The following is a 22795-nucleotide window of genomic DNA, read 5'->3' on the forward strand; positions in this document are numbered from 1 at the left end:
CCGGTCGCTGGTGCATCCCCCGTCGCCAGCGACCGGGCGTCTGCGTTTCCAGGCGCTTCCGGGCATCAACCGCCCGCAGCCGAGGCCGGGTTACTGCCCGAGCGCAGCAGCAATGGATCATCCACATTCGGACCTGCGAATTCCGCTACGGCCGTGTACGCGTCCGGCTCGCCCGTGGTCGCCTCGCGCGGCGTCTCGCACATACCCGGCTGATCCTCCGCACCGACCGGGCAGTTGATCTGCACGGTGCGCCCGCCCGGCCCCATCAGGGTGAGTACGGCCAGCAGTTCCTCGCCGGTGGCATTGCGGTAATAGCTGCGCGCCCAGGTGTCCGTGGACCCGGCCAGCACACAGGTCTGCGCCTCCACGCCCGCCGGGGAGGAGAGTTCGGGACCACAGCGGGCGGACGTCTGCGGCATCCCGCTCTCTTTCGTACCAGAAAGCGGCATTTTGGACAGAAGGCTTGAATCGGACGCCGCCTCCGGTGCGGTCCCCTTGGCGTCCCCCCGTACGTCCGTACGGGATTCCCGGGAGCCGGACCGATTCTCCGGGCCGGCCGAGGCACCCGCCAGGGGCAACAGGGCGGTGAACACCACGACAGCCACGAGACCGATCATGCGGAGATTCATGGCGCGTTCCACCTGTCGACGGCCGGAAAAACGGGGGCGGTGCGCCGAAGATAGCGACGGAACAATGCCATCCGGCGAACCGCGCGCCCATTTACCCGGGAACTCGGCCCCGCCCGCACCCGTACGAGTGAGCGCCACTCAGTACGCGAGCCGGCTCCCGCCGTCCGGTGCACTGGTACTCGCCTCGACCAGCGCATCGACGACCGCCACCACGTCCGGCAGCCACGGCCGCGCCGAACCGGGCAGCGGCGCCCGCTCCCAGCTGACCTGTCCGGTGCCCGACGCCGACGGCGGCAGCGGCAGATAGCCGCCCTCGCCGTGGAAGCGCAGCGAACTGGGCACCCAGTCCTTGGCGTGCAGCAGCTCGCCGAGCTGCTCCAGCGAGTACGGCGCCACCAGCAGGGACCAGCGCGTGGGCGTCGCGACGACGGGACCGAGCCGCATGCCCATCCGGTCGAGCTCGACCAGGGCGCGGGCGCCCGCCGCAGCCGGCAGGCTCACCGCGCACGGCGCGCGGCCCCCGGTGGCCAGGATCACCGGCGCGGCCGGGCGGTTGGTCCACCACCAGCGCACCATGCGCTCATCGGTGGAGGCCGCCAGCAGTCCGGGGTCGAAGGGGTGCGCCCCGGGGACCGCGCACTCGGGATCGGGGCAGGCGCAGCGACGGCCGCGGCCGCCCGCCGGCACCGTCCCCACACCCGGGAGTACGGGCCACTTCCATTCGGTCGCGCAGGTCAGCGCCGCGCCGAGCAGGGCAGGCTTCCCCTTTCGCCGGAACAGGAGCCTGCGTCGCCTTCCGAGGATCTCGCGCATGAGCGCTCGTTCCTTTCCGTTGAACGCCGAGGGCCACATCACACCGCGTGTGCTTCACTTCACTACACGTACAAAGTTCCGCGTCATCGCTGCCGAACGCGTCGGGTCGGTCGAACGTCGAGCGAAGTCGAACCTGGGGCTGTGTCCATCAAACACCTGGCGAGGGGTGGCGCGGGCGTGGCGCTTACAGCTCCGCTTACTGCTCCGTGTACACCGGACCTGTCCGGGGGTGACTCGTCCCGCCGCTCGGGGACGGGCGCGGCCCGCTCCGGTAAGGACGCCGGGGCCTGCCGCCAGGTTCCGGGGCGGTCCCAACTGCCCCTGACCATCACCGATTACGTACCCAGCACGCTCGATATGACGCTCCCCCCGGGACTTCGTCCTGGGAGGCTCCCCCCTGTCGAACGCCCTCAGTCGATCGCAAAAGACCCCCACCTGGTGCATTTTTCAGCCAAGTTCATCGATCCGCCGGATGCGCCGATATCGCCTCACGGACACCAGGAATCCCAGCTGGGCAATGCTGGACATCGACTCACATCTGCGTGTAGATGTGGATCCATTGATAGCGGCGCAGAATGACATGGGGGTTTGCGATGCTATTGAGCAGAACGCACCCGGCGGAAAGGCGACGGCCATGAGCGCCCCCCATCTGCCGAAAGTGGCTGGAATCGACCCGGCCGTCCCCACCCCCGCGCACACTGTCGCGCCCATCCCCCCGGACCGGAACGCCCCGCCCGCCCCGGGCGCGCTGATCCAGGACCGCCTCGCCGGCTGGGTCTCCGACCTCACCACGCTGCACGAACTCACCGAACGACTGGCCCGCACCGGCAGCCTCGACGAGGCACTGAAGGAACTGCTGCACGCCGGGGCCGCCCTCGTCGGAGCGCGCCGCGGCCTGGTCGTCCTCGAACCGGCCGACGGCCTCGGCCCCCGCAGCACCATCGGCCTCGGCCTCGCCCACGCCGATCTCGGCCACATCGAGACGGTGCCGCGCAGCGCCACCTCGTACGGCCGCATCCTGGACGGCCTGCCGGACGGCGAAGGCGCCCACCCCGACCTGCTCGGCGAGGAAGGGCTCGACCCGCGCCACCGCGAGGTCGCGGCCCGCCTCGGATACGCCGCCAGCTACGCCGTGCAGCTGGCGAGCGAGGCGGCGGGCCGGCTCGGCGCCGCCGTATGGCTGTACGCCGAACCGGCCGAACCGGTGGAACGCCAGCGCCACCTCGTCGGCCTCTACGCCCGGTACGCGACCGAGCACCTCGCCCGCACCCTGGAACTCGAACGGGCCCGCGCCCAGGTCGCCACCGTCGCCGAGGAACTGCTGCCCAGCCGCCTCCCCCGGGTCGCCGGGGTGCAGCTCGCCGCCCGGCACCGCACCGGCCCGCTCGGCGGCGGCGACTGGTACGACGCGCTGCCGCTGCCCGAGGGCGCGCTCGGCCTCGCCGTCGGCTCGGTCACCGGCTCCGGGCCCAGCGCGGTCGCCGCGATGGGGCGGCTGCGGGCGTCCCTGCGCGCGTACGCGGTGATGGAGGGCGAGGACCCGGTCGCCGTACTCTCCGACCTCGAACTGCTGCTGCGGCTGACCGAACCGGCCCGCTCGGCGACCGCGCTCTTCGCGTACTGCGAACCGGCCTGCCGCAAGATCGTGCTCGCCGGGGCGGGCCACACCCCGCCGCTGCTGATCGGGGAGCGGCGCACCGAGTTCGTGGAGACCTCGCTGTCCGCGCCGCTGGGGATGCTGTCCTGCTGGGAGGCGCCCAGCGTGGAGATCGAAACCGCGCCCGGAGAAACGCTGCTGCTCTACACCGACGGACTGCTGCACCGCACCGGCGAACCCATGGACCGGGCCTTCGCGCGGCTGCACGCGGCCGCCGCGAGCGTGCCGAAGACCATCCGGGACGACCCCGGGTCGATCGCGGACCACGTCTTGCGGACCGTGCTCCCGGACGGTCTCGACGCGGTCGGCTCGGCCGAGGACATCGTGCTGCTCGCTGCCCGTTTTGACTGATTCCTCACAGGACACCGGGCCATCTTCCGCTCACACATACGATGAGAAGACGGTCCAATGTCGTATCGAGGAGAAGACGTGGCTGAGGCGCTCAACCCGGAGACCCCGGAGACCCCGGAAGCATCCGAAGAGGCACCCATCAAGCAGCGGAAGAACGGCCTGTACCCGGGCGTCTCCGACGAGCTTGCCGAGAACATGCAGTCAGGCTGGGCCGACACCGAGCTGCACGGGCTGGAGCCCCTCGCACAGGCGCGGCACACCGCCGCCCGCCGCGCCGCGCTCTCCGCGCGCTTCCCCGGCGAGCGCCTGGTGATCCCCGCGGGCAACCTGAAGACCCGCTCGAACGACACCGAGTACCCCTTCCGCGCCTCCACCGAGTACGCCTACCTCACCGGTGACCAGACCCAGGACGGCGTTCTGGTCCTGGAGCCCCGCCCGGAGGCCGACGGCGGCCACGACGCGACGGTCTACCTGCTGCCCCGCTCCAACCGCGAGAACGGCGAGTTCTGGCTCGACGGCCAGGGCGAACTGTGGGTCGGCCGCAGGCACTCCCTCACCGAGGCCGAGCAGCTGCTCGGCATCCCCGCCAAGGACGTGCGCGAGCTGACCGCCGCGCTGGCCGAGGCCACCGGGCCGGTCCGGGCTGTACGCGGCCACGACGCCGGCATCGAGGCCGCGCTGACCGACAAGGTCACCGCCGAGCGCGACGAGGACCTGCGCGTCCACCTTTCCGAGGCCCGCGCCGTGAAGGACGAGTTCGAGATCGGCGAGCTGCAGAAGGCGGTCGACTCGACTGTCCGCGGCTTCGAGGACGTCGTGAAGATCCTCGACAAGGCCGAGGCGACCAGCGAGCGCTACATCGAAGGAACCTTCTTCCTGCGCGCCCGCGTCGAGGGCAACGACATCGGCTACGGCTCCATCTGCGCCGCCGGCCCCCACGCCACCACCCTGCACTGGGTGCGCAACGACGGCGACGTCCGCTCCGGCGAACTGCTTCTGCTGGACGCCGGCGTGGAAACCCACACCCTCTACACCGCCGACGTCACCCGCACCCTGCCGATCAACGGCACCTTCACCCCGCTCCAGCGCAAGATCTACGACGCGGTGTACGAGTCCCAGGAAGCCGGCATCGCGGCCGTGAAGCCGGGCGCCAAGTACCGCGACTTCCACGACGCCTCGCAGCGCGTGCTGGCCGAGAAGCTCGTCGAGTGGGGGCTCGTCGAAGGCCCCGTCGAGCGCGTACTGGAGCTCGGCCTGCAGCGCCGCTGGACCCTGCACGGCACCGGCCACATGCTCGGCATGGACGTCCACGACTGCGCCGCCGCGCGCACCGAGGCGTACGTCGACGGGACGCTCGAGCCCGGCATGTGCCTCACCGTCGAGCCCGGCCTGTACTTCCAGGCCGACGACCTGACCGTGCCCGAGGAGTACCGCGGCATCGGCGTCCGGATCGAGGACGACATCCTGGTCACCGAGGACGGCAACCGGAACATGTCCGCTGCCCTGCCGCGGCAGGCGGACGAGGTGGAGGCCTGGATGGCGGCCACCCAGCAGGCGAAGAACGCCTGATCAACAGGCGTGCACCGCGAGGTCGCGTTGCTCAGGACACTCTGAGCAGCGCGTCCTCGCGCCATTTGAGGATCTTGTCGAAGCTCACCACCGCGCCGCACCCCGGCCTGTTTCTGAAGTGCACATGATCGGCGAGTTCTTCGATGAGGCACAGGCCACGGCCGTGCTCAGCCATGGCCGGCGGACGGACAGCGGTGCGAGGACCCCTGCGTGCCGGAAAACCCGGTCCCGAGTCGGTGACCTCGATGCGGCACTTCTCGCCGTCGAGATAGGCGGTGACCCGGTACGCCCCCGTGGCTGCGCCGGATCCGTCGTCCCCCCCGTGCTCGACCGCGTTGGCGCACGCTTCGCTGAGCGCGACCGACAGGTCGTAGGAGATGTCCGGATCGACCCCCGCGGTCTCCATGGTCCCGAGGAGAAGCCTTCGGGCGAGCGGAACGCTCGCGGCCTCGCGCCGCAAGTGGAGAGACCACCAGATGCTCATGCTCCAGCCTCCTGGCTGCGGCTCGACATACCGATACGTATTGCCGCTCGTAGCGGTCGGTAAGCGCGCCTTCTCTGTGATGGCGCTCATTCGGCGGACGCGCGCGCCCCTTACGCCGGTGTATGTGCGGCGTACAGGGACGGAAGGGAGGTTCCGGACCTGCCGTATGGAGCACCGGACCGCAGTGCGATGATGTCCCGGCCATGCCTACCCCTGGCGCGACACCGGTCGCGCACGCCGGAGCCGGTCTGCGGCTGCTGAGGGCCGCGGTGTTCACCGCGGTCCTCGTCGTGCTGTCCGGGGCGGGGCATGCGCTCGCCTCCTGCGCGGCCGTCCCCTGGTGGGCACTGGGCGCCGGCTTCCTCGCCGTGTTCGCCTGTACCGCGCCGCTGGCCGGGCGGGCACGCTCACTGCCGGCCGTCACCGGCGCACTCGCCGGCGGGCAGCTCGTCCTGCACGCCCTGTTCGGCCTCGGCCAGAGCGCCGTCGCCGTCCCCTCCGCTTCGCCGGCCTCCCCGGAGGCCTCACCGGCCTCGTCGGCCGCACTCGCCGCACTGGCCGCCAAGCTGGTCTGCGGCGGCAACGCCGTACCGCTGAGCCCCGCCGAGGCCCGCCAGGTCGTCGCCGCCGCCGGCCTGGACCCGGCCGCCGTCCACGCCGGGCACCAGCACACCGCCGCGGGCGTCGCGAACGCCGCGGAACCCGCCACCGGTCTGCTGCCCTCCCTGCCCATGCTCCTCGGCCACCTGCTGGCCGCCCTGGCCACCGGCTGGCTGCTCACCCGCGGGGACGCCGCGCTGACCCGGCTGATCCGGCTGTCCGCCCATGGCGTGGGCGAGTTCGCCGCCGGGGCGCTCGTACGGGCACTGCGCGCCGCCCTCTCCCTCGTACAGGCGCTGCGCGCGGGGCTTCCGGGGGCGCCCGTACGGGGTCCGCGCGCTCCCCGTACCCCACTGGCCACGCCCCTGCAGGCGGGCGGAGCCGCGCTCCAGCACACGGTGATCAGGCGCGGGCCGCCGGCGGCCGCCCCCGTACGCGTTCTCGAACTCGTACGCGCGGCCTGACGCGGCACTCCCCCCGGGACCCTCCACGGGGCTTTCGACGGGAGCGGTGTCGCGTGTGCGCGCACATCCGCGCGCCAACCCACCGTTCACCACTGCCTGTGGAGTGTTTCCGACATGAACATCTCACGCCTCTCCGTCGCCGGCGCCGTCGCCGCCACCACCGTCCTGCTGGTCTCGGGCCCCGCCTTCGCGCACGTCAGCGTGCAGCCCGGCCAGGCCGAGAAGGGCGGCTACGCCACCATCAACTTCAAGGTGCCCAACGAGCGCGACAACGCCTCGACCAACAAGCTGGAGGTCACCTTCCCGGCCGACCACCCGCTCGCGTCGGTGATGCCGCAGCCCGTGCCCGGCTGGCAGGTCGTGGTCACCAAGGCCAAGCTCGCCAAGCCGCTCAAGGTGCACGGCAAGGAGATCAAGGAAGCCGTCTCGAAGGTCACCTGGACCGGCGGCAAGATCGCGCCCGGACAGTTCCAGCAGTTCCCGCTCTCCGTCGGCCAGCTCCCCGAGGACGCCGACCAGCTGGTCTTCAAGGCCCTCCAGACGTACGACAACAACGAGGTCGTCCGCTGGATCGAGGAGCCCAAGGAGGGCGCGGAGGAGCCGCAGAACCCGGCCCCCGTACTGAAGCTGACCGAGCCCACCGGCGAGGGCCACCACGGCGGCGCCACCGGCGGCAAGGACGACGAGAAGGCTGACGACAAGGCCGCCGGCCACGACGACGAGGCGGGCGGCCACGAGAAGGCCGCCGCCGCGGACAGCAGCGACACCACCGCGCGCGTCCTCGCCGGCGTGGGTATCGCCGTCGGCGCCGCGGGCGTGGCCTTCGGCGTCCTCGCCGGCCGCCGCCCCCGCGGCGACAGCCGCTGAAGCCACAGCTCCTGACCCAGCCTCCTCACCACCGGGACACCCACCCCATGCGCAAGACCAGCACACTCGCCGCCGCCCTCGCCGCCGCTGCCGCACTCACCCTGTCCGCCTGCGGCGGCAGCGACGACAAGGGCCACGACCACGTCGCCGACGTGTCCGCCCAGGCGAAGACCAAGGCCGCGACCGTACTCGACCGGCCCTTCGAGAAGCCGGACCTCGTCCTCACCGACACCACCGGCAAGAAGTACGACCTGCGCGAGCAGACCAAGGGCAAGCCGACGCTGATCTACTTCGGCTACACCAACTGCCCCGACGTCTGCCCGCTCACCATGAGCAACATCGCCATCGCCAGGAAGGCGCTCCCCAAGGCCGACCAGGACAATCTGCGCGTCGTCTTCGTCACCACCGACCCGGAGCGGGACACCCCCGCCTCACTCGGCGCGTGGCTCAAGGCCCAGGACCCGTCCTTCGTCGGGCTCACCGGCGACTTCGCCACCATCCAGGCCGGCGCCCGCACCCTCGGCATCGGCATCGACCCCGCGAAGAAGGAGAAGGACGGGGGCGTCGTCTCCATGCACGGCGCACAGGTCATCGCCTTCTCCCCGAAGACCGACGCGGGCTACGTCCTGTACGGCGAGGACACCACCTCCGACGACTACGCCAAGGACCTGCCGAAGCTCGTCAGGGGAGAGAAGCCGTGAACCGCCGCAAGACCCTCGCCGCCGCCATAGCCCTCAGCGCGTCACTGGCGCTCGCGGGCTGCTCCGCCGAGCCCGAACTGACGGTCAGCGGCGCGTTCATGCCGGAACCCGTCACGGGCAGCATGGCGGCCGGCTTCCTCACCGTCACGAACAGCGGCGGCGCCGCCGACGAACTCACCTCCGTCACCAGCGACATCGCCGGTGAGGTGCAGATCCACGAGACGAAGAACCAGAAGATGCGGCAGGTGAAGTCACTCGACGTCCCCGCGGACGGCGAGCTGAACCTCGAACGCGGGGGGAACCACCTCATGTTCATGAACCTCAAGCAGAAGCCGGAACAGGGCGAAAAGGTGTCCGTGGAACTGCACTTCGAGAAGGCCGGCCCCGTCAGGGTCGACCTTCCGGTGAAGGAGACCACCCACAACCCGACGAAGCACTGAGGGGCTGACACGTTATGACGGCCACCGCCCCCCGCTTCGGAAACTGCCCCAGCCTCCGGCCGGGGGTGCCCCCACTCGTGCGGCTGCTGCTCGTCGCCGCCGCGCTCCTGGGCACCCTGCTCGCCGGCGCCACCCCCGCCTCGGCGCACGCCGCGCTGACCGGAAGCAACCCGAAGGACGGGGCGGTGGTCGCCGACGCCCCCCGGGAGATCACCCTCACCTTCTCCGAACAGGTCGCCATGGGCGACGACTCGATCCGCGTGATGGACCCCAGCGCGAAACGCGTCGACACCGGCGAACTGCGCGACCTGGGCAGCGGCGGCCTCGTCAAGTACGGCGTCGCCCTGCACTCCGGTCTGCCGGACGGCACGTACACCGTGGCCTGGCAGGCCGTCTCCGCCGACAGCCATCCCATCTCCGGCGCCTTCACCTTCTCCATCGGCGCCCCCTCCAAGACCACCGTCGCCCTGCCGGAGCAGCAGGCCGGCGGCGGCCTGGTCGGCGTCCTCTACGACATCGCGCGCTACGCCGCGTACGCCGGATTCATCCTGCTCGCCGGCGGCGCCGCCTTCGTCCTTGCCTGCTGGCAGCGCGGCGCGGGCATCCGCGCCCTGCAACGCCTCGTCGTCCAGGGCTGGGTGACGCTGACCGCCGCGACCCTGGCGATGCTCCTGCTGCGCAACCCGTACACCGGATCCGGGAAACTCGCCGACGCCTTCGACCTGACCGGACTCAAGGCCGTACTCGACACCAAGACCGGCGCCTCGCTCGTCTCGCGGCTCCTGCTGCTCGGCGCCGCCGCGCTCTTCGTCGCCGTCCTCTTCGGGGCGTTCGCCAAGCGCGAGACCTCCCCCGGACCGGAAGCCGAGGACGAGCGCAAGGACCTCACCTTCGGCCTCGCCATCGGCGGCACGGTCGTCGCCACCGGCATCGCGGCCACCTGGGCCCTGTCCGAACACGCCTCCACCGGCATCCAGCCCGGCCTCGCCATGCCCGTCGACGTCCTGCACCTGCTCGCCGTCGCCGCATGGCTGGGCGGACTCGCCGCGCTGCTCGTCGCCCTCCACCAGTCCCCCGGCATCGAGCGCGCAGCCGTCCAGCGGTTCTCCCGGATCGCCTTCGGCAGCGTCCTCGTGCTCGCGGCGACCGGCCTCTACCAGTCCTGGCGGCAGGTCGGCTCCTGGTCGGCGCTGACCGGTACGTCGTACGGGCAACTGCTGCTGGTCAAGGTGGCGTTGGTCGCCGTACTGGTCGGCGTCGCCTGGATCTCCCGCAGATGGACCGTCCGGCTCACGACCACGGCCCCCGCCGAGCAAGCCGCAGCCGCGGAGGAACCGGCCGAGGAACCGGCCGAGGAACCCGAGCCCGTCACCGTCCCTGCCACCACCAATACCGCCGCCACCGCCGCCAACACCGCCGCCGCGCCCGACGACCCCGAACGCGCCGCCCAGCTCGCCCGCCAGCAGGCCGCCCGTACCACCGCACGCGAGAAGCGGATCCGCGAAGCCGACGCCGAGCGGACCGGACTGCGCCGCTCCGTGCTGGCCGAGGCGGCCGTCGCGGTGCTGCTGCTGGCCGTGACGACCGTACTGACCAGCACCGAGCCCGGCCGCGCCCAGGAGCAGGAGGCAGGCAGCGCCGACGGACAGACCTCCGCCGTGTCCGAAGGGCCCGTGAAGATCAGCATCCCCTTCGACACCGGCGGCGCGGACGGCAAGGGCACCGCCCGGCTGGAACTCACTCCGGGCGGCACCGGCGGCAACGAGATGCACCTGTGGCTCGACCGCCCGAACGGCAAGCCGCTCGACGTCCCGGAGGTGAAGGTCGCGTTCACCCTGGAGGACAAGCGGATCGGCCCCCTCCCCGTCACCCCCGACCGCCTCGCCACCGGCCACTGGACCGCGAACGGCGTCCAGATCCCGCTGCCGGGCGAGTGGAAGATCGAAGTGACCGTGCGCTCCTCCGACATCGACCAAGTGACCGTCAAGAAGAACGTGAAGATCGGCTGACCGGCGTGACCGACAACGACATCACCCGACGGCGGCTGCTCGGCACCGTCGGCGCGGCGGGCGCAACCGGCCTCGTCCTGGGCGCGGCCGGCGGAGCGCTCGGCCACGCCGCTGCCGCCCCGGACCCCGCGCCCACCGCGCCGGAACTGACCACCCTCGGCTCCACCGCCGCCGCCTTCCACGGCGACCACCAGGCCGGCATCACCACCCCCATGCAGTCCAAGGGGCACCTCGTCGCCTTCGACCTCGCACCCGGCGCGGGGCGCAAGGAGGCCGCCGCGCTGCTGCGCCGCTGGTCGGCCGCCGCCCAGCGGCTGATGGCGGGCGAGCCCGTCGGCACCGGCGGACCCGACGCGCAGGACACCGGCATCGCCCTCGACGCCGGACCCTCCTCCCTCACCGTCACCTTCGGCTTCGGCCGCACCTTCTTCGACCGCACCGGCCTCGCCGGCCGGCGGCCCACCCAGCTCGACCCGCTGCCCGACTTCTCCTCCGACCACCTCGACCCCAGGCGCAGCAACGGCGACCTGTGGGTACAGATCGGCGCCGACGACGGCCTCGTCGCCTTCCACGCACTGCGCGCGCTCCAGAAGGAAGCGGGCGACGCCGCCCGGGTGCGCTGGCAGATGAACGGCTTCAACCGCTCGCCCGGCGCCACCGCCCGCCCCATGACCGCCCGCAACCTGATGGGCCAGGTCGACGGCACCGGAAACCCCCAGCCCTCCGACGCCGACTTCGACCGGCGGATCTTCGTGCCGGCGGGCGGCGACCCGCGGTACGCGTGGATGGCCGGCGGCTCGTACGCGGTCGTACGCCGCATCCGCATGCTCCTCGACGACTGGGAGAAGCTTCCCCTCGCCGAACAGGAGCAGGTCATAGGCCGGAAGAAATCGAACGGCAGTCCTCTTTCGGGCGGCGGCGAAACCACCGACATGGATCTCGACAAGACCGGCCCCGACGGCAGACTCGTCATCCCCGCCAACGCCCACGCCCGGATCTCCGCACCCGAGCAGAACGGCGGCGCGGCCATGCTGCGGCGCCCCTTCTCGTACCACGACGGCATGGGCCCGGACGGGGTGCCGGACGCCGGCCTGCTGTTCGTCTGCTGGCAGGCCGACCCGCTGAAGGGATTCGTGCCGGTACAGCGCAAGCTCGACCGGGGCGACGCGCTGTCGCCCTTCATCCGGCACGAGGCGAGCGGGCTGTTCGCGGTGCCCGGCGGGGTGCGGCCCGGGGAGTACGTGGGGCAGCGGCTGCTGGAGTCGTGAACCGCCAGAGCCCATTAGGGTGGCCGTATGTCGGCGACTCGATATACGTATCTCGGCCCCGAGGGCACTTTCACCGAGGCCGCCCTCCGTACGCTCCCCGAAGCCGCCACCCGGGAACTCGTCCCGATGGTGTCGGTGCCCGCCGCGCTGGACGCCGTACGCAACGGGGAGGCCGCGGCCGCGCTGGTACCGATCGAGAACTCGGTGGAGGGCGGCGTCACGGCCACCCTCGACGAACTCGCCTCCGGCGAACCGCTGATGATCTACCGCGAGGTGCTGCTGCCGATCGCCTTCGCGCTGCTGGTGCGGCCGGGTACGAACCTCTCCGACGTCAAGACGGTGACCGGGCACCCGGTCGCACAGCCGCAGGTACGCAACTGGCTGGCGGCGAACCTGCCGCACGCCCTGTGGGAGTCGGCCGCCTCGAACGCGGACGGCGCGCGGCTGGTGCAGGAGGGCCGGTTCGACGCCGCTTTCGCGGGAGAGTTCGCGGCCGCGACGTACGGGCTCGTCCCGCTGGTCACCGAGATCCACGACGCGGAGAACGCCGAGACCCGCTTCGTCCTGGTGGGCCGGCCCGCCCGGCCGTCCGCCCCGACCGGCGCCGACAAGACGTCCGTCGTCCTCTGGCTGGGCGACGACCATCCGGGCGCGCTGCTGGAGCTGCTCCAGGAGTTCGCGGTGCGCGGGGTCAACCTGATGCTGATCCAGTCACGGCCGACGGGTGCCGGGATCGGGAATTACTGCTTCGCCGTCGACGCCGAGGGGCATATCGCGGACCGGCGGGTGGGGGAGGCCCTGATGGGGCTCAAGCGGGTCTGTCCGCAGGTGCGTTTTCTCGGGTCCTATCCGCGGGCGGGAGTGGCGACCGAGGATGTCCGGGCGCTGCGCCGCGGTACCTCGGACCGCGAGTTCACGGAAGCGTCGGACTGGCTGACGCGTTGCCTCGACGGCCGTTCGTAGCTGACCGGCCCTCAGTTGTACCAAGTTATCCACAGGGGTTGCTTGCGACCTGGGGACAAGTCGACACGTGAATCCGGCAAGGTCGACAAATCTGCTCAGAGACCCCGTTGCGCTCATGGGTGGTCAGGTCGGCCCTCGTCAGCACTATTCCGCTGATCAACTCTTTGGGAGGAGGCATTCCCACCCGAATGAGTGTCCGGGAGGGGTTTGAGCAGGGAATCCTTCGCCCCGCATGCCCCATTCGGAATGATCTCCTCCGCTGTCCACAGATCACCCCCACAGCCTGTGGATAACTAAATGGGTGCTGCAATTCCTGTGGACAGTGGCAGAGGTGGAAGCGGCGATTGCCGCACCTTCAATTCCGGCAATCGGTGCATAGCGCCACACAATGGAATATCGGGTCGAGGGCAGGAAGCCCGCACCGGTAGCCTGGGGGGGTGATTGACCTTCGCCTGCTCCGTGAGGACCCCGACCGTGTGCGCGCCTCCCAGCGCGCCCGTGGAGAGGACGTCGCGCTCGTCGACGCACTGCTCTCCGCCGATGAGCGGCGCAGGTCTTCCGCCGTCCGCTTCGACGAGCTCCGCTCCGAGCAGAAGTCGCTCGGCAAGCTGATTCCCAAGGCCACCGGCGACGAGAAGGCCGAGCTGCTGAGGCGCACCGGCGAACTCGCCGCCGCCGTGAAGGCCGCCGACGCCGAACAGGACGAGGCCGCCGAGGAGGCCAAGCGCCTGCTGCTGCTGCTCGGCAATGTCGTCCACCCCGACGTCCCGGTCGGCGGCGAGGAGGACTTCGTCGTCCTCGAGACGCACGGCACCATCCGCGACTTCGCGGCCGAGGGCTTCGAGCCCAAGGACCACCTGGAGCTCGGCGAGGCGCTGGGCGCCATCGACGTCGAGCGCGGCGCCAAGGTCTCCGGCTCGCGCTTCTACTACCTGACGGGCGTCGGCGCGCTGCTGGAGCTGGCGCTGGTGAACGCCGCCATCGCGCAGGCCACCGAGGCCGGTTTCATCCCGATGCTGACGCCCGCGCTGGTCCGCCCGCGCGCCATGGAGGGGACGGGCTTCCTCGGCCAGGCCGCCGAGAACGTCTACCACCTGGAGAAGGACGACTACTACCTGGTCGGCACCTCCGAGGTCCCGCTCGCGGCCTACCACATGGACGAGATCATCGAGGCCGGCAAGCTGCCGCTGCGGTACGCGGGCTTCTCTCCGTGCTTCCGCCGCGAGGCCGGTACGTACGGCAAGGACACCCGCGGCATCTTCCGCGTGCACCAGTTCGACAAGGTCGAGATGTTCTCGTACGTCGCACCGGAGGACGCCGAGGCCGAGCACAAGCGGCTGCTGGAGTGGGAGAAGCAGTGGCTGACCGGCCTGGAGCTGCCGTTCCAGGTGATCGACGTGGCGACGGGTGACCTGGGTTCCTCGGCCTCGCGCAAGTACGACTGCGAGGCGTGGATCCCGACCCAGGGCAAGTACCGCGAGCTGACCTCCGCCTCGAACTGCGACGAGTTCCAGGCGCGCCGGCTCTCGGTGCGCATGCGGGACGGCAAGAAGGTGCAGCCGCTCGCGACGCTGAACGGCACGCTGTGCGCGGTACCGCGCACGATTGTGGCGATCCTGGAGAACCACCAGCTGGCGGACGGCTCGGTGCGGGTGCCCGAGGTGCTCCGTCCGTACCTGGGGGGCCGTGAGCTGCTGGAGCCGGTCGCCAAGTGAGCGCTGTTCCGGCTCCCTTCCCGTACCGGCTTATCGCGACCGATCTCGACGGCACGCTGCTGCGGGGCGACGAGACCGTCTCGCGGCGCACGCGTGACGCGCTCGCCGCCGCCACGGCGGCGGGCGCCGCGCACATCGTCGTCACGGGGCGCGCGGTGCCGTGGACCCGGCACATCCTGGACGACCTGGGGTACGAGGGCCTGGCCGTCTGCGGGCAGGGGGCGCAGGTCTACCACGCGGGCGAGCACCGGCTGCTGACGTCGGTGACGCTGGACCGGCAGCTCGCGGGGATCGCGCTCGCCAAGATCGAGGCGGAGGTCGGCCCGCTGGCGCTGGCCGCGAGCCGGGACGGTCTCGACGGCGAGGTGCTGGTCGGGGCGGGTTACCGGGTGCAGGAGGGGCCGCTTCCGGTGGTGCTCTTCGACGACCCGGCCGAGGTGTGGGCGGCGCCGCTGAACAAGATCTACATCCAGCACCCGGGCCTCGACGACGACGCGCTCGCGCGGGTCGCCCGCTCGCTCGTGGGCAACCTGGTGGATGTGGTGATGGCGGGTCCCGGCGTGGTCGAGATCCTGCCGCTGGGGCTGACCAAGGCCACCGGGCTCTCGCTGGCCGCGCGCCGGCTGGGACTGCGGGCGGCGGACACCATCGCCTTCGGTGACATGCCGAACGACATCCCGATGTTCGGGTGGGCGGCGCACGGGGTGGCGATGGCCAACGCGCACGGCGAACTGAAAGCCGTGGCGAACGAGATCACGGCGTCGAACGAAGACGACGGCATCGCGGTGGTGCTGGAGCAGTTGCTGACCGCTTAGGCGGTGGTGCGAAGAGCCCCTTGGGAAGAGCCCCTGCGGGTGGGACGGCTCGTCCCGGTCGCAGGGGCTTGTTGCTGTGCGGAGGATGCGCGGATCGAACGCGCGCGGGGGCTGACCCCGACGACGGCCGCACGTGATCGGGCACAGTGCGGGCCGCTGCCTTACCACTCGGCCAATCCTCCGGGAGGGCGGCCCGCGCGGATGCGCGCTCGAAGCGGCCGCCCCGGGCTGCGGCGGCGGGCAGCGCGGAGTGGTTGGCTACTCCGGTGCCTGCCGCCGGCTGCCCTGAGGGGAACTCGACGGACTCGTACTGATCTCGGTCAACGCCGCGCTCCTCCCCGGTCCGGTGGGCTTGTCTGCCTCAACCACTGTGCCGGGTACGGAGGTTGGCCGCCACTCAATTTCCTTGTGTACCGGCGCCCGCTCCGCGGAGGTGTGGGCCGGCGGCCCGGGTGGCACGCTGGCCCCATGAGCGACATCCGGATCCGCCGGGTCTACGAGGACCCGGCGGACGACGACGGTACGCGTGTCCTGGCCGACCGGCTCTGGCCGCGCGGCCTGTCCAAGGACGCGGCCCGCGTGGACGAATGGCCGAAGGCCCTGACCCCGTCCACCGAACTGCGCCGCTGGTACCACGGCCAGTCCGGGGACGCATACGAGGACTTCCGCCGCCGCTACGAGGCCGAACTCGACGCCCCGGAGGCGGCGGCCGCCCTGGACGGCCTGCGCGAGCTGGCCCGTACCGGGCGGCTGACCCTGCTCACCGCGTCCAAGGACCCGGAGCACAGCCACGCGGCCGTCCTGGCGGACCGCCTCGTCACTCGTCGCCGGCGAGGGTGAGGCGGCGCAGCTTCTGGCCGGCGTACCAGGTGGCACCGGCCGTGACGGCCGCCAGCAGGATGACGGCGGCCGGCAGTCCGACGTCGGAGGCGATGGCCCCCTCGGCGCCGATGCGCTCGGCGAGGGCCAGGGCCCACTGCTGGACGCTGAGCGTCTTGGCGCCCGGCACCAGGCTGCCGAAGAGGGTCTCCCACACCAGGGCGTAGACGAGTCCGAAGACCACCGCGTGCCGGCTGACCGTACCGAGGAGCAGGAAGAGCGCGCTGTACGCGATCGAGGCGACCAGCGCCGCGACCGTGTAGGCGATGGCGATCTGCTGGCCGTTGCCGTTCAGGATCAGGCCGGCGATGAAGGTGGGGATGGCGGAGAAGGCCATCGTCACGGCGATCGCGACGATCAGTTTGGTGAAGATGATCGTCGGCCGTTTCACCGGCTTGGCGAGCAGGTACACGATCGAGCCGTCGTCGATCTCCGGGCCGATCGCGCCCGTGCCGGCGATGACACCGATCAGCGGCACCATGGTGGCCAGCGCGAATCCGCCGAGTACGTCTGCGGCGACCTGGTCGTCCACTCCGGTGAACATCCGTACCGCCGTGGCGATGACCAGCAGCAGAGCGGGCAGCGCGAAGAGAATGAGGGCGCGGCGGCGGCCGAGGAGGGCCCGGTAGGTGAGCCGGGCAACCGTCGGGTTGTACATCGATGCCTCCTTCAGGCCGCTACGAGGTAGGAGAAGACCGACTCGAGGGACTCGTCGGAGGGCGAGACCGTCAGCAGCCGGATGCCGTGCGCACGGGCGACCCGCGGCAGCAGCGCGGTGAACCGGCCGAAGTCGACCGCCTGGATCCGCAGGGCCCCTTCGGTCACGTCGACCTCGATCCCGGCGGTGGAGGGGTCGGCGATCAGCGCGGCGGCGAGCGCGCGGTCGTCGGAGGACCGTACGAGATAGCGGTGCGGGCGGTCGGTCATCAGGCGGCGGATCTTGCGGAAGTCGCCGGAGGCGGCGTGCCGGCCGGCCACGATCACCTCGATGTGCGAGGCGAGCTGTTCGACCTCCTCCAGGATGTGGGAGGAGAACAGGACGGTGCGTCCCTCGTCGCCCATCCGCCGCAGCAGGTCCATCAGCTGCATGCGCTGGCGCGGGTCCATGCCGTTGAACGGCTCGTCGAGCAGCAGCACGGACGGGTCGTGGACGAGGGCCGAGGCCATCTTCACGCGCTGCCGCATGCCCTTGCTGTACGTGGAGATCTTGCGGTCCTGCGCGTACTCCATCTCGACGGTGGCCAGGGCCCGCTGCGCGGAGCGCTCGTCGAGACCGTGCAGTTCGGCGTTGGCGACGACGAACTCGCGGCCGGTGAGGAAGTCGTACATGGACTCCCGCTCGGGCACGATGCCGATCTGCCGGTAGACCGACTCGTTGCGCCAGATCGGCCGGCCGTCGAGTGTGACGGTGCCGGTGGAGGGGGCGAGGAAGCCGCCCATCATGTTGATGAGGGTGGACTTGCCCGCGCCGTTGGGGCCGAGCAGTCCGGTCACGCCGGGGCCCACGACCATGGTGACGTCGTTGACGGCCACCACATTGCCGAACCAGCGGGAGGTGTGGTCGATGTTGATGGTGGTCACAGCCCCACCTTCCGGTAGCGGCGCATGAGGACGGCGTACGAGCCGAGGACGAGGGCGGCGACGGCCAGCAGGTAGACGATGCCGGTGGCGGCCGAGGGCCCATCCCCGCCGGGGAAGGAGGAGGTCGCGCCGAGGAAGGCGGTCTGCACGCCGTCGACGAGCGTGACCGGCGAGAAGAGGCCGAGCCATTCGATCGCGCCGGGCGAGCCCGTCTCGTGGGCGATGGCCTGGACGGTGGAGACCGCTCCGTAGGAGATGGTGAATACGGCGATGACGGCGGCGACGCCGAAGCCGCGGCGCGGCGTCAGCGCGGCGAGGACCAGGCCGAGGCCGGCGAAGAAGACGGAGAGCAGCAGCACGGAGACCAGTCCCTGTGCGAACCCCTTCGTCTGGTCCGCGAAGTCGAATTCGGCGAGCAGCGCGCCCACGTACAGGACGACGAGCGGCGCGGCGGTGAGGAGGAAGAGGGCCGAGGCCATCGCCGCGAACTTGGCGAGGACGTAGTCGGCGCGCTCGATGGGGCGTGAGAAGTACAGCGGGACGCTCTTGAAGCGTAGGTCGCGGGATACCGACTGCGGGGCCTGGGCCGCGAGGTAGAGCCCGATGACGGCCTGGAGGTAGATCGCGTAGGCGGTGTACTTGATCGGCAGGTCGGTGGCCACCGGGTTGGCGACGGCGACCGCGACGATGATGGCGGCGGGCACGGCCATCACTGCCAGGAGGATCATCGGCAGGACCTTGGACTTGGCGGAACGGCCGAGTCCGTATGCGCCGCGCAGCGACTGCGTGAAGAGCGAGCGGCGGGCGTACGCGCGGCCGAGGCGCGGTCCGTCGTACGTGCGATAGCCGATGTTGTGGATCCGGGTGGTCTCACTTGCCATCGTGGCCCCCTCCCTTCTGCTGTGCGGCGGAACTCTGCTGTGCGGCGGAGGCGGCCGCCGCCGTGGCCGCCCAGGCGGCGGCCCGCTCGGAGACGGGCCCGGACACGGGCCCGGACACGGGCCCGGACCCGGGCAGTTCGTGGTCCGCGCGGAAGACCTCCGCGATCTGGTGGCGACGCTGTTCCATCCGGACAAGGCCGAGGCCGAGGTCGGCGACGGCGTCCCGGACGAGGTCGTACGTGTCCTCGCCGGTGGCTTCGACGAGCAGGATGTGGCCGGCGCCCGGCAGGCCCTGCTCCTCACCGGCGTGCAGCGTGACGCCGGCTGCGCCGAGGGCTTCGCGCAGGGCGCGCGTCCCGTCCGGGTGGTCGTCGGAGTCGGTGACCTCGACGGCGAGCGTGGTCGTGGTCTGGGTGAAGTCGCTGGTGGAGCTGGAGCGCAGCAGCGAGCCGCCGTCGATGACGACGACGTGGTCGCAGGTGCGCTCGAGTTCGCCCAGCAGGTGGGAGGTGACCAGGACCGAGATGCCGAAGTCGGTGTACACGCGGCGGATGAGGCCGAGCATCTCGTCGCGGCCGACCGGGTCGAGGCCGTTCGTCGGCTCGTCGAGGAGGACCAGCTGCGGGTCGTGGACGAGTGCCTGCGCGAGCTTGACGCGCTGCTTCATGCCGGTCGAGTAGCCGCCGATGGGCCGGTAGCGCTCCTCGTACAGCCCGACGTGCCGCAGAGTGTCGGCGGTGCGCTCGCGCGCCGCGGACGGCGGGAGTCCGGACATGCGCGCCATGTGGACGACGAACTCGGTGGCCGAGACGTCCGGTGGCAGGCAGTCGTGCTCGGGCATGTAGCCGACCCGCTCGCGGATGGCGCCGCCGCTGGTGGCGACGTCGAGCCCGAGCACGGCGGCCCGGCCCTCGGTGGCGGGGGACAGACCCAGCAGAATCTTGATCAACGTGGACTTGCCGGCTCCGTTGGCGCCCACCAGGCCGGTCACACCGGGTCCGATGTCCAAGGAGAGCCGGTCAAGTGCGGTCACCCTCGGGAACCGCTTGCTCAGGCTTTCGGTCGCGATCACAGTCACGGTTCGAAGGTAGTGGCGCAGACCACAGGAATCGTCAGACCTGACGGTGGGATCGCGTCCCCCTCGAGTCGTACGGACCCGTAGGGGAGGTACGACGAAAGAAACCCCTGAGAGAACACGCACCCTTGACGCAGCCGTCGGGCATTGTCACCTTCATCAGTGTCAAGTTACGGCCGGTACCGCTCAGGGCAGAGGAGAGAGCCGCGTGAGTCTCGAAGGGGCGCGTGAGCGCCGGATCCGTACCGGCGGGGTCGAGTTGTGCGTCGCCGAGCTGGGGACTGCGGCATCGGAGGACGGCTCCCGGCCGACCGTGGTGCTCGTGCACGGCTATCCGGACAGCAAGGAAGTGTGGAGCGAGGTCGCCGAGCGGCTGGCCGACCGCTTTCACGTCGTGCTGTACGACGTGCGCGGCCACGGCCGGTCGACGGCGCCCGTCCCGCTGCGCGGTGGCTTCACCCTGGAGAAGCTGACCGACGACTTCCTGGCCGTGATCGACGCGGTGAGCCCGGACCGGCCGGTCCATGTCGTCGGGCACGACTGGGGGTCGGTGCAGTCCTGGGAGTTCGTGACGGTCCGGCGCACCGAGGGCCGGATCGCCTCCTTCACCTCGTTGTCCGGCCCGTCGCTCGACCACTTCGGGCACTGGATCAAGCGGCGGATGTCCCGGCCCACTCCGCGCAGGGTGGGCCAGCTGCTCGGTCAGGGCGCCAAGTCCTGGTACGTGTATCTGCTGCACACTCCCGTACTTCCGGAGCTCGCCTGGCGGGGGCCGCTGGGCAAGCGGTGGCCGGGGATTCTCCAGCGGGTGGAAAAGGTGCCCGGCGGCGGCTATCCGACGCCCTCGCTGCCGACCGACGCGGCGCACGGCGCCTGGCTCTACCGGGACAACGTCCGGGCCCGGCTGCGCAGGCCGCGCCCGGACGCGTACGCGCACGCGCCCGTCCAGCTGATCACCCCGACCGGTGACGTCTTCCTCTCGGAGCGGCTCTACGACGAGCTGGAGCAGTGGGCCCCGCGGCTGGTGCGCCGGTCGTTGCCGGCCAAGCACTGGGTGCCGCGCACCCGGCCGGACCAGGTGGCCGGCTGGATCGGCGAGTTCGTACGGGCCAACGTACGGGCCGACGGACGGGCTGGCGTACGGGCCGGCGGGGACGGGGCACCCGTGCAGGACGCGATGGCGACCGGCCCGTACGCCGAGCGCTTCAGCGGTCAGCTCGTGCTGGTGACGGGCGCGGCCAGCGGCATCGGGCGGGCCACGGCCTACGCGTTCGCCGAGGCGGGGGCACGAGTGGTCGCCGTGGACCGGGACGCGGAGGGGGCGGCCCGGACGGCGGACATGGCCCGGCGGCTCGGCGCGCCGAAGGCATGGGCCGAGGCCGTCGACGTCAGCGACGAGCAGGCGATGGAGAAGCTCGCCGAGAAGGTCGCCACCGAGTACGGAGTGGTGGACGTGCTGGTCAACAACGCCGGAATCGGTCTGGCCGGGTCGTTCCTCGCGACCACCAGCGAGGACTGGAAGCAGGTCCTCGACGTCAATCTGTGGGGCGTCATCCACGGCTGCCGGATCTTCGGCAAGCAGATGGCCGAGCGCGGCCAGGGCGGCCACATCGTCAACACGGCGTCGGCCGCGGCGTATCAGCCGTCGCGCACACTGCCCGCGTACTGCACGTCCAAGGCGGCGGTGCTGATGCTGAGCGAGTGCCTGCGTGCGGAGCTGGCCGGACAGTCCATCGGCGTCTCGGCGATCTGCCCGGGCTTCGTCAACACCAGCATCACCGCGACGGCCCGCTTCGCCGGGGTCGACGAGGCGGAGGAGAAGCGTCGCCAGAAGAGGTCGAGCCGGCTGTACGGTCTTCGCAACTACCCGCCGGAGAAGGTCGCCGACGCGATTCTGCGCGCCGTGGTGGAGAACCGGGCGGTGGTGCCGGTGACGCCGGAGGCCCGCGGCGCCCACTTCCTGTCGCGTTTCGCTCCCAGGACCCTGCGGGCGATCGCACGACTGGAGCCACGGCTGTAGGGAGACGGGTGTGACCGAGCGCGCAGTCGCCGAGTACCGGATCGAGGATCTGTCCCACCACAGTGGTGCCACGGTCCGGACGATCCGCGGCTACCAGGACCGCGGGCTGCTGCCCAAGCCGGAGAGGCGCGGCCGGTCCAACGTGTACCGGGATGCGCATCTGGCGCGGCTGCACCAGATCGCCGATCTCCTCGACCGCGGCTACACCCTCGCCTCCATCAAGGAACTGCTGGAGGCGTGGGACGCGGGGCGCGGGCTCGGCGGGGTGCTCGGGCTGGTCGCCGAGGTGCAGGGGCCGTGGACCGACGAGGTGGCGGCCCGGATCTCCCGCGCGGAGCTGGACGAGAAGTTCGGCAGCGCACGCGACGACACCGCGGTGGACGAGGCCGTCGACCTCGGGGTGCTGGAGCGTGTTCCGGGCCGTGCGGACGAGTTCCTGGTGCCCAGCCCGCGGGAACTGGCGGTGGCGGCCGAGTTGTACGCGGCGGGCGTGCCGCTGCCCGCGATCTCCGGTCATCTGCGCGAGCTGCGTGTTCAGGTCGAGCACATCGCCTCCCGCTTCGTGGAGTTCACGACGGAGCACGTGTTCGCCCGCTACCTCGGCCACCGGCCGCCGTCGGACGCCGAAGCCACCGAGGCGGCCGCGCTGGTACGGCGGCTGCGCCCGCTGGCTCGGCAGACGGTGGACGCGGAACTGGCCCGGGCGATGCGGCTGCTCGCCACCCGCCACCTGCGGAGCCACCTCGGCGCGGCGGCTCCTCCGGCTGCCGAGGCGGAGTCGGCTGCCGTGGCCGGGCCGGCTGCCGAGGCCGGGCCGGCTGCCGTGATGCTTCCCGCGGACACGCTGCGGGCGGTGCGGGAGTTGGTGGGAACGGACCAGGTCGCCGCGTTCATCAGGGCGGCCACGGAACGGGAGCTGCACGCCCGCACCATGGATGCCCTGGCCCGCCGCCCGGCGGCTCGGGACGAGCCGAGTCGGCGGTGAGCCGCTTGAGGTCCTGCCCGGGACAGGAC

The 22795-nt window shown here is 71.4% G+C and carries 21 protein-coding genes and 1 tRNA gene; 14 read left to right on the top strand and 8 right to left on the bottom strand.

What is annotated here, in order from left to right; genetic code table 11:
* Nucleotides 1–65: 65 nt before the first annotated feature.
* Both ACWV17_RS03310 and ACWV17_RS03315 read right to left on the bottom strand, forming a co-directional pair.
* Nucleotides 66–419 carry a hypothetical protein gene (locus tag ACWV17_RS03310; protein ID WP_455358401.1) on the bottom strand — a complete coding sequence of 118 codons (354 nt, stop codon included), beginning with the start codon at nucleotides 417–419 and terminating at the stop codon, nucleotides 66–68.
* A 348-nt stretch (nucleotides 420–767) separates the two neighbouring features.
* Nucleotides 768–1442: a bifunctional DNA primase/polymerase gene (locus tag ACWV17_RS03315; RefSeq protein ID WP_455358402.1), complete on the bottom strand. Its 675-nt coding sequence runs from the start codon at nucleotides 1440–1442 to the stop codon at nucleotides 768–770.
* Between the two features lie 517 nt (nucleotides 1443–1959).
* On the opposite strand from ACWV17_RS03315, the gene ACWV17_RS03320 reads away from it, so the two are divergent.
* Together ACWV17_RS03320 and ACWV17_RS03325 are read left to right on the top strand one after the other, a co-directional pair.
* A complete protein-coding gene (locus ACWV17_RS03320) occupies nucleotides 1960–3450 on the top strand; it encodes a PP2C family protein-serine/threonine phosphatase (RefSeq protein WP_455358403.1) in 1491 nt (496 codons plus the stop codon).
* A 78-nt stretch (nucleotides 3451–3528) separates the two neighbouring features.
* Nucleotides 3529–5019, top strand: coding sequence for an aminopeptidase P family protein (locus ACWV17_RS03325; protein WP_455358404.1), 1491 nt, complete (start codon nucleotides 3529–3531; stop codon nucleotides 5017–5019).
* A 31-nt stretch (nucleotides 5020–5050) separates the two neighbouring features.
* Here ACWV17_RS03325 and ACWV17_RS03330 read toward each other — a convergent pair whose 3' ends face one another.
* Nucleotides 5051–5503 carry an ATP-binding protein gene (locus ACWV17_RS03330; protein ID WP_455353029.1) on the bottom strand — a complete coding sequence of 151 codons (453 nt, stop codon included), beginning with the start codon at nucleotides 5501–5503 and terminating at the stop codon, nucleotides 5051–5053.
* A gap of 203 nt (nucleotides 5504–5706) precedes the next feature.
* Between ACWV17_RS03330 and ACWV17_RS03335 the strand changes: the two genes are divergently transcribed.
* The 9 genes from ACWV17_RS03335 to ACWV17_RS03375 all read left to right on the top strand — a co-directional run bounded on the left by ACWV17_RS03335 (nucleotide 5707) and on the right by ACWV17_RS03375 (nucleotide 15345).
* Nucleotides 5707–6567, top strand: coding sequence for a hypothetical protein (locus tag ACWV17_RS03335; RefSeq protein WP_455358405.1), 861 nt, complete (start codon nucleotides 5707–5709; stop codon nucleotides 6565–6567).
* Between the two features lie 114 nt (nucleotides 6568–6681).
* A complete protein-coding gene (locus ACWV17_RS03340) occupies nucleotides 6682–7434 on the top strand; it encodes a YcnI family copper-binding membrane protein (protein ID WP_455358406.1) in 753 nt (250 codons plus the stop codon).
* Between the two features lie 47 nt (nucleotides 7435–7481).
* On the top strand, nucleotides 7482–8135 hold the full coding sequence (locus ACWV17_RS03345) for an SCO family protein (RefSeq protein ID WP_455358407.1): 654 nt from the start codon (nucleotides 7482–7484) through the stop codon (nucleotides 8133–8135).
* On the top strand, nucleotides 8132–8575 hold the full coding sequence (locus ACWV17_RS03350; RefSeq protein WP_455358408.1) for a copper chaperone PCu(A)C: 444 nt from the start codon (nucleotides 8132–8134) through the stop codon (nucleotides 8573–8575). Before ACWV17_RS03345 ends, ACWV17_RS03350 begins: the two co-directional genes overlap by 4 nt.
* 14 nt (nucleotides 8576–8589) lie before the next feature.
* Nucleotides 8590–10584, top strand: a complete 1995-nt coding sequence (locus ACWV17_RS03355; protein WP_455358409.1) for a copper resistance CopC/CopD family protein — start codon at nucleotides 8590–8592, stop codon at nucleotides 10582–10584.
* Nucleotides 10585–10589: 5 nt separating this feature from the next.
* A complete protein-coding gene (gene efeB, locus ACWV17_RS03360) occupies nucleotides 10590–11852 on the top strand; it encodes an iron uptake transporter deferrochelatase/peroxidase subunit (protein WP_455358410.1) in 1263 nt (420 codons plus the stop codon).
* Between the two features lie 27 nt (nucleotides 11853–11879).
* Nucleotides 11880–12815 carry a prephenate dehydratase gene (pheA, locus tag ACWV17_RS03365; protein WP_455358411.1) on the top strand — a complete coding sequence of 312 codons (936 nt, stop codon included), beginning with the start codon at nucleotides 11880–11882 and terminating at the stop codon, nucleotides 12813–12815.
* Nucleotides 12816–13252: 437 nt separating this feature from the next.
* Nucleotides 13253–14530 (top strand): serine--tRNA ligase, encoded by a 1278-nt coding sequence (gene serS / locus ACWV17_RS03370; protein WP_455353021.1) that lies wholly within the window; start codon nucleotides 13253–13255, stop codon nucleotides 14528–14530.
* Nucleotides 14527–15345, top strand: a complete 819-nt coding sequence (locus ACWV17_RS03375) for an HAD family hydrolase (protein ID WP_455358412.1) — start codon at nucleotides 14527–14529, stop codon at nucleotides 15343–15345. Before serS ends, ACWV17_RS03375 begins: the two co-directional genes overlap by 4 nt.
* Nucleotides 15346–15424: 79 nt before the next feature.
* Here the strand turns inward: ACWV17_RS03375 and ACWV17_RS03380 are convergent.
* Nucleotides 15425–15527: transfer RNA gene (locus tag ACWV17_RS03380), tRNA-OTHER, on the bottom strand.
* A 286-nt stretch (nucleotides 15528–15813) separates the two neighbouring features.
* Between ACWV17_RS03380 and ACWV17_RS03385 the strand changes: the two genes are divergently transcribed.
* Nucleotides 15814–16185, top strand: a complete 372-nt coding sequence (locus ACWV17_RS03385; RefSeq protein ID WP_455353019.1) for a DUF488 domain-containing protein — start codon at nucleotides 15814–15816, stop codon at nucleotides 16183–16185.
* Here ACWV17_RS03385 and ACWV17_RS03390 read toward each other — a convergent pair.
* The 4 genes from ACWV17_RS03390 to ACWV17_RS03405 are packed head-to-tail and all read right to left on the bottom strand — an operon-like array spanning nucleotide 16163 to nucleotide 19764.
* Complete coding sequence (locus ACWV17_RS03390; protein WP_455353018.1) at nucleotides 16163–16882, bottom strand: ABC transporter permease; 720 nt, start codon at nucleotides 16880–16882, stop codon at nucleotides 16163–16165. The genes ACWV17_RS03385 and ACWV17_RS03390 overlap by 23 nt on opposite strands.
* An 11-nt stretch (nucleotides 16883–16893) precedes the next feature.
* Nucleotides 16894–17805: an ABC transporter ATP-binding protein gene (locus tag ACWV17_RS03395; RefSeq protein ID WP_455358413.1), complete on the bottom strand. Its 912-nt coding sequence runs from the start codon at nucleotides 17803–17805 to the stop codon at nucleotides 16894–16896.
* Complete coding sequence (locus tag ACWV17_RS03400) at nucleotides 17802–18686, bottom strand: ABC transporter permease (protein ID WP_455353016.1); 885 nt, start codon at nucleotides 18684–18686, stop codon at nucleotides 17802–17804. The genes ACWV17_RS03395 and ACWV17_RS03400 overlap by 4 nt, the downstream gene beginning before the upstream one ends.
* Nucleotides 18676–19764 (bottom strand): ABC transporter ATP-binding protein, encoded by a 1089-nt coding sequence (locus tag ACWV17_RS03405; protein ID WP_455358414.1) that lies wholly within the window; start codon nucleotides 19762–19764, stop codon nucleotides 18676–18678. The genes ACWV17_RS03400 and ACWV17_RS03405 overlap by 11 nt, the downstream gene beginning before the upstream one ends.
* Before the next feature lie 205 nt (nucleotides 19765–19969).
* On the opposite strand from ACWV17_RS03405, the gene ACWV17_RS03410 reads away from it, so the two are divergent.
* Nucleotides 19970–21781: an SDR family oxidoreductase gene (locus ACWV17_RS03410; RefSeq protein ID WP_455358415.1), complete on the top strand. Its 1812-nt coding sequence runs from the start codon at nucleotides 19970–19972 to the stop codon at nucleotides 21779–21781.
* Between the two features lie 10 nt (nucleotides 21782–21791).
* Nucleotides 21792–22766 carry a MerR family transcriptional regulator gene (locus ACWV17_RS03415; protein WP_455358416.1) on the top strand — a complete coding sequence of 325 codons (975 nt, stop codon included), beginning with the start codon at nucleotides 21792–21794 and terminating at the stop codon, nucleotides 22764–22766.
* Nucleotides 22767–22795: the final 29 nt, after the last annotated feature.

It is taken from the genome of Streptomyces mabaensis, from assembly GCF_053763515.1.

Bases quoted from the DNA above. Each gene is read 5' to 3' on its own strand.
- ACWV17_RS03390 (WP_455353018.1), bottom strand. From the start codon at position 16,882: ATGTACAACCCGACGGTTGCCCGGCTCACCTACCGGGCCCTCCTCGGC.
- ACWV17_RS03320 (WP_455358403.1), top strand. From the start codon at position 1,960: ATGCTGGACATCGACTCACATCTGCGTGTAGATGTGGATCCATTGATA.
- ACWV17_RS03335 (WP_455358405.1), top strand. From the start codon at position 5,707: ATGCCTACCCCTGGCGCGACACCGGTCGCGCACGCCGGAGCCGGTCTG.
- ACWV17_RS03330 (WP_455353029.1), bottom strand. From the start codon at position 5,503: ATGAGCATCTGGTGGTCTCTCCACTTGCGGCGCGAGGCCGCGAGCGTT.
- ACWV17_RS03345 (WP_455358407.1), top strand. From the start codon at position 7,482: ATGCGCAAGACCAGCACACTCGCCGCCGCCCTCGCCGCCGCTGCCGCA.
- ACWV17_RS03340 (WP_455358406.1), top strand. From the start codon at position 6,682: ATGAACATCTCACGCCTCTCCGTCGCCGGCGCCGTCGCCGCCACCACC.
- ACWV17_RS03315 (WP_455358402.1), bottom strand. From the start codon at position 1,442: ATGCGCGAGATCCTCGGAAGGCGACGCAGGCTCCTGTTCCGGCGAAAG.
- ACWV17_RS03355 (WP_455358409.1), top strand. From the start codon at position 8,590: ATGACGGCCACCGCCCCCCGCTTCGGAAACTGCCCCAGCCTCCGGCCG.
- ACWV17_RS03385 (WP_455353019.1), top strand. From the start codon at position 15,814: ATGAGCGACATCCGGATCCGCCGGGTCTACGAGGACCCGGCGGACGAC.
- pheA (WP_455358411.1), top strand. From the start codon at position 11,880: ATGTCGGCGACTCGATATACGTATCTCGGCCCCGAGGGCACTTTCACC.
- ACWV17_RS03400 (WP_455353016.1), bottom strand. From the start codon at position 18,686: ATGGCAAGTGAGACCACCCGGATCCACAACATCGGCTATCGCACGTAC.
- ACWV17_RS03310 (WP_455358401.1), bottom strand. From the start codon at position 419: ATGCCGCAGACGTCCGCCCGCTGTGGTCCCGAACTCTCCTCCCCGGCG.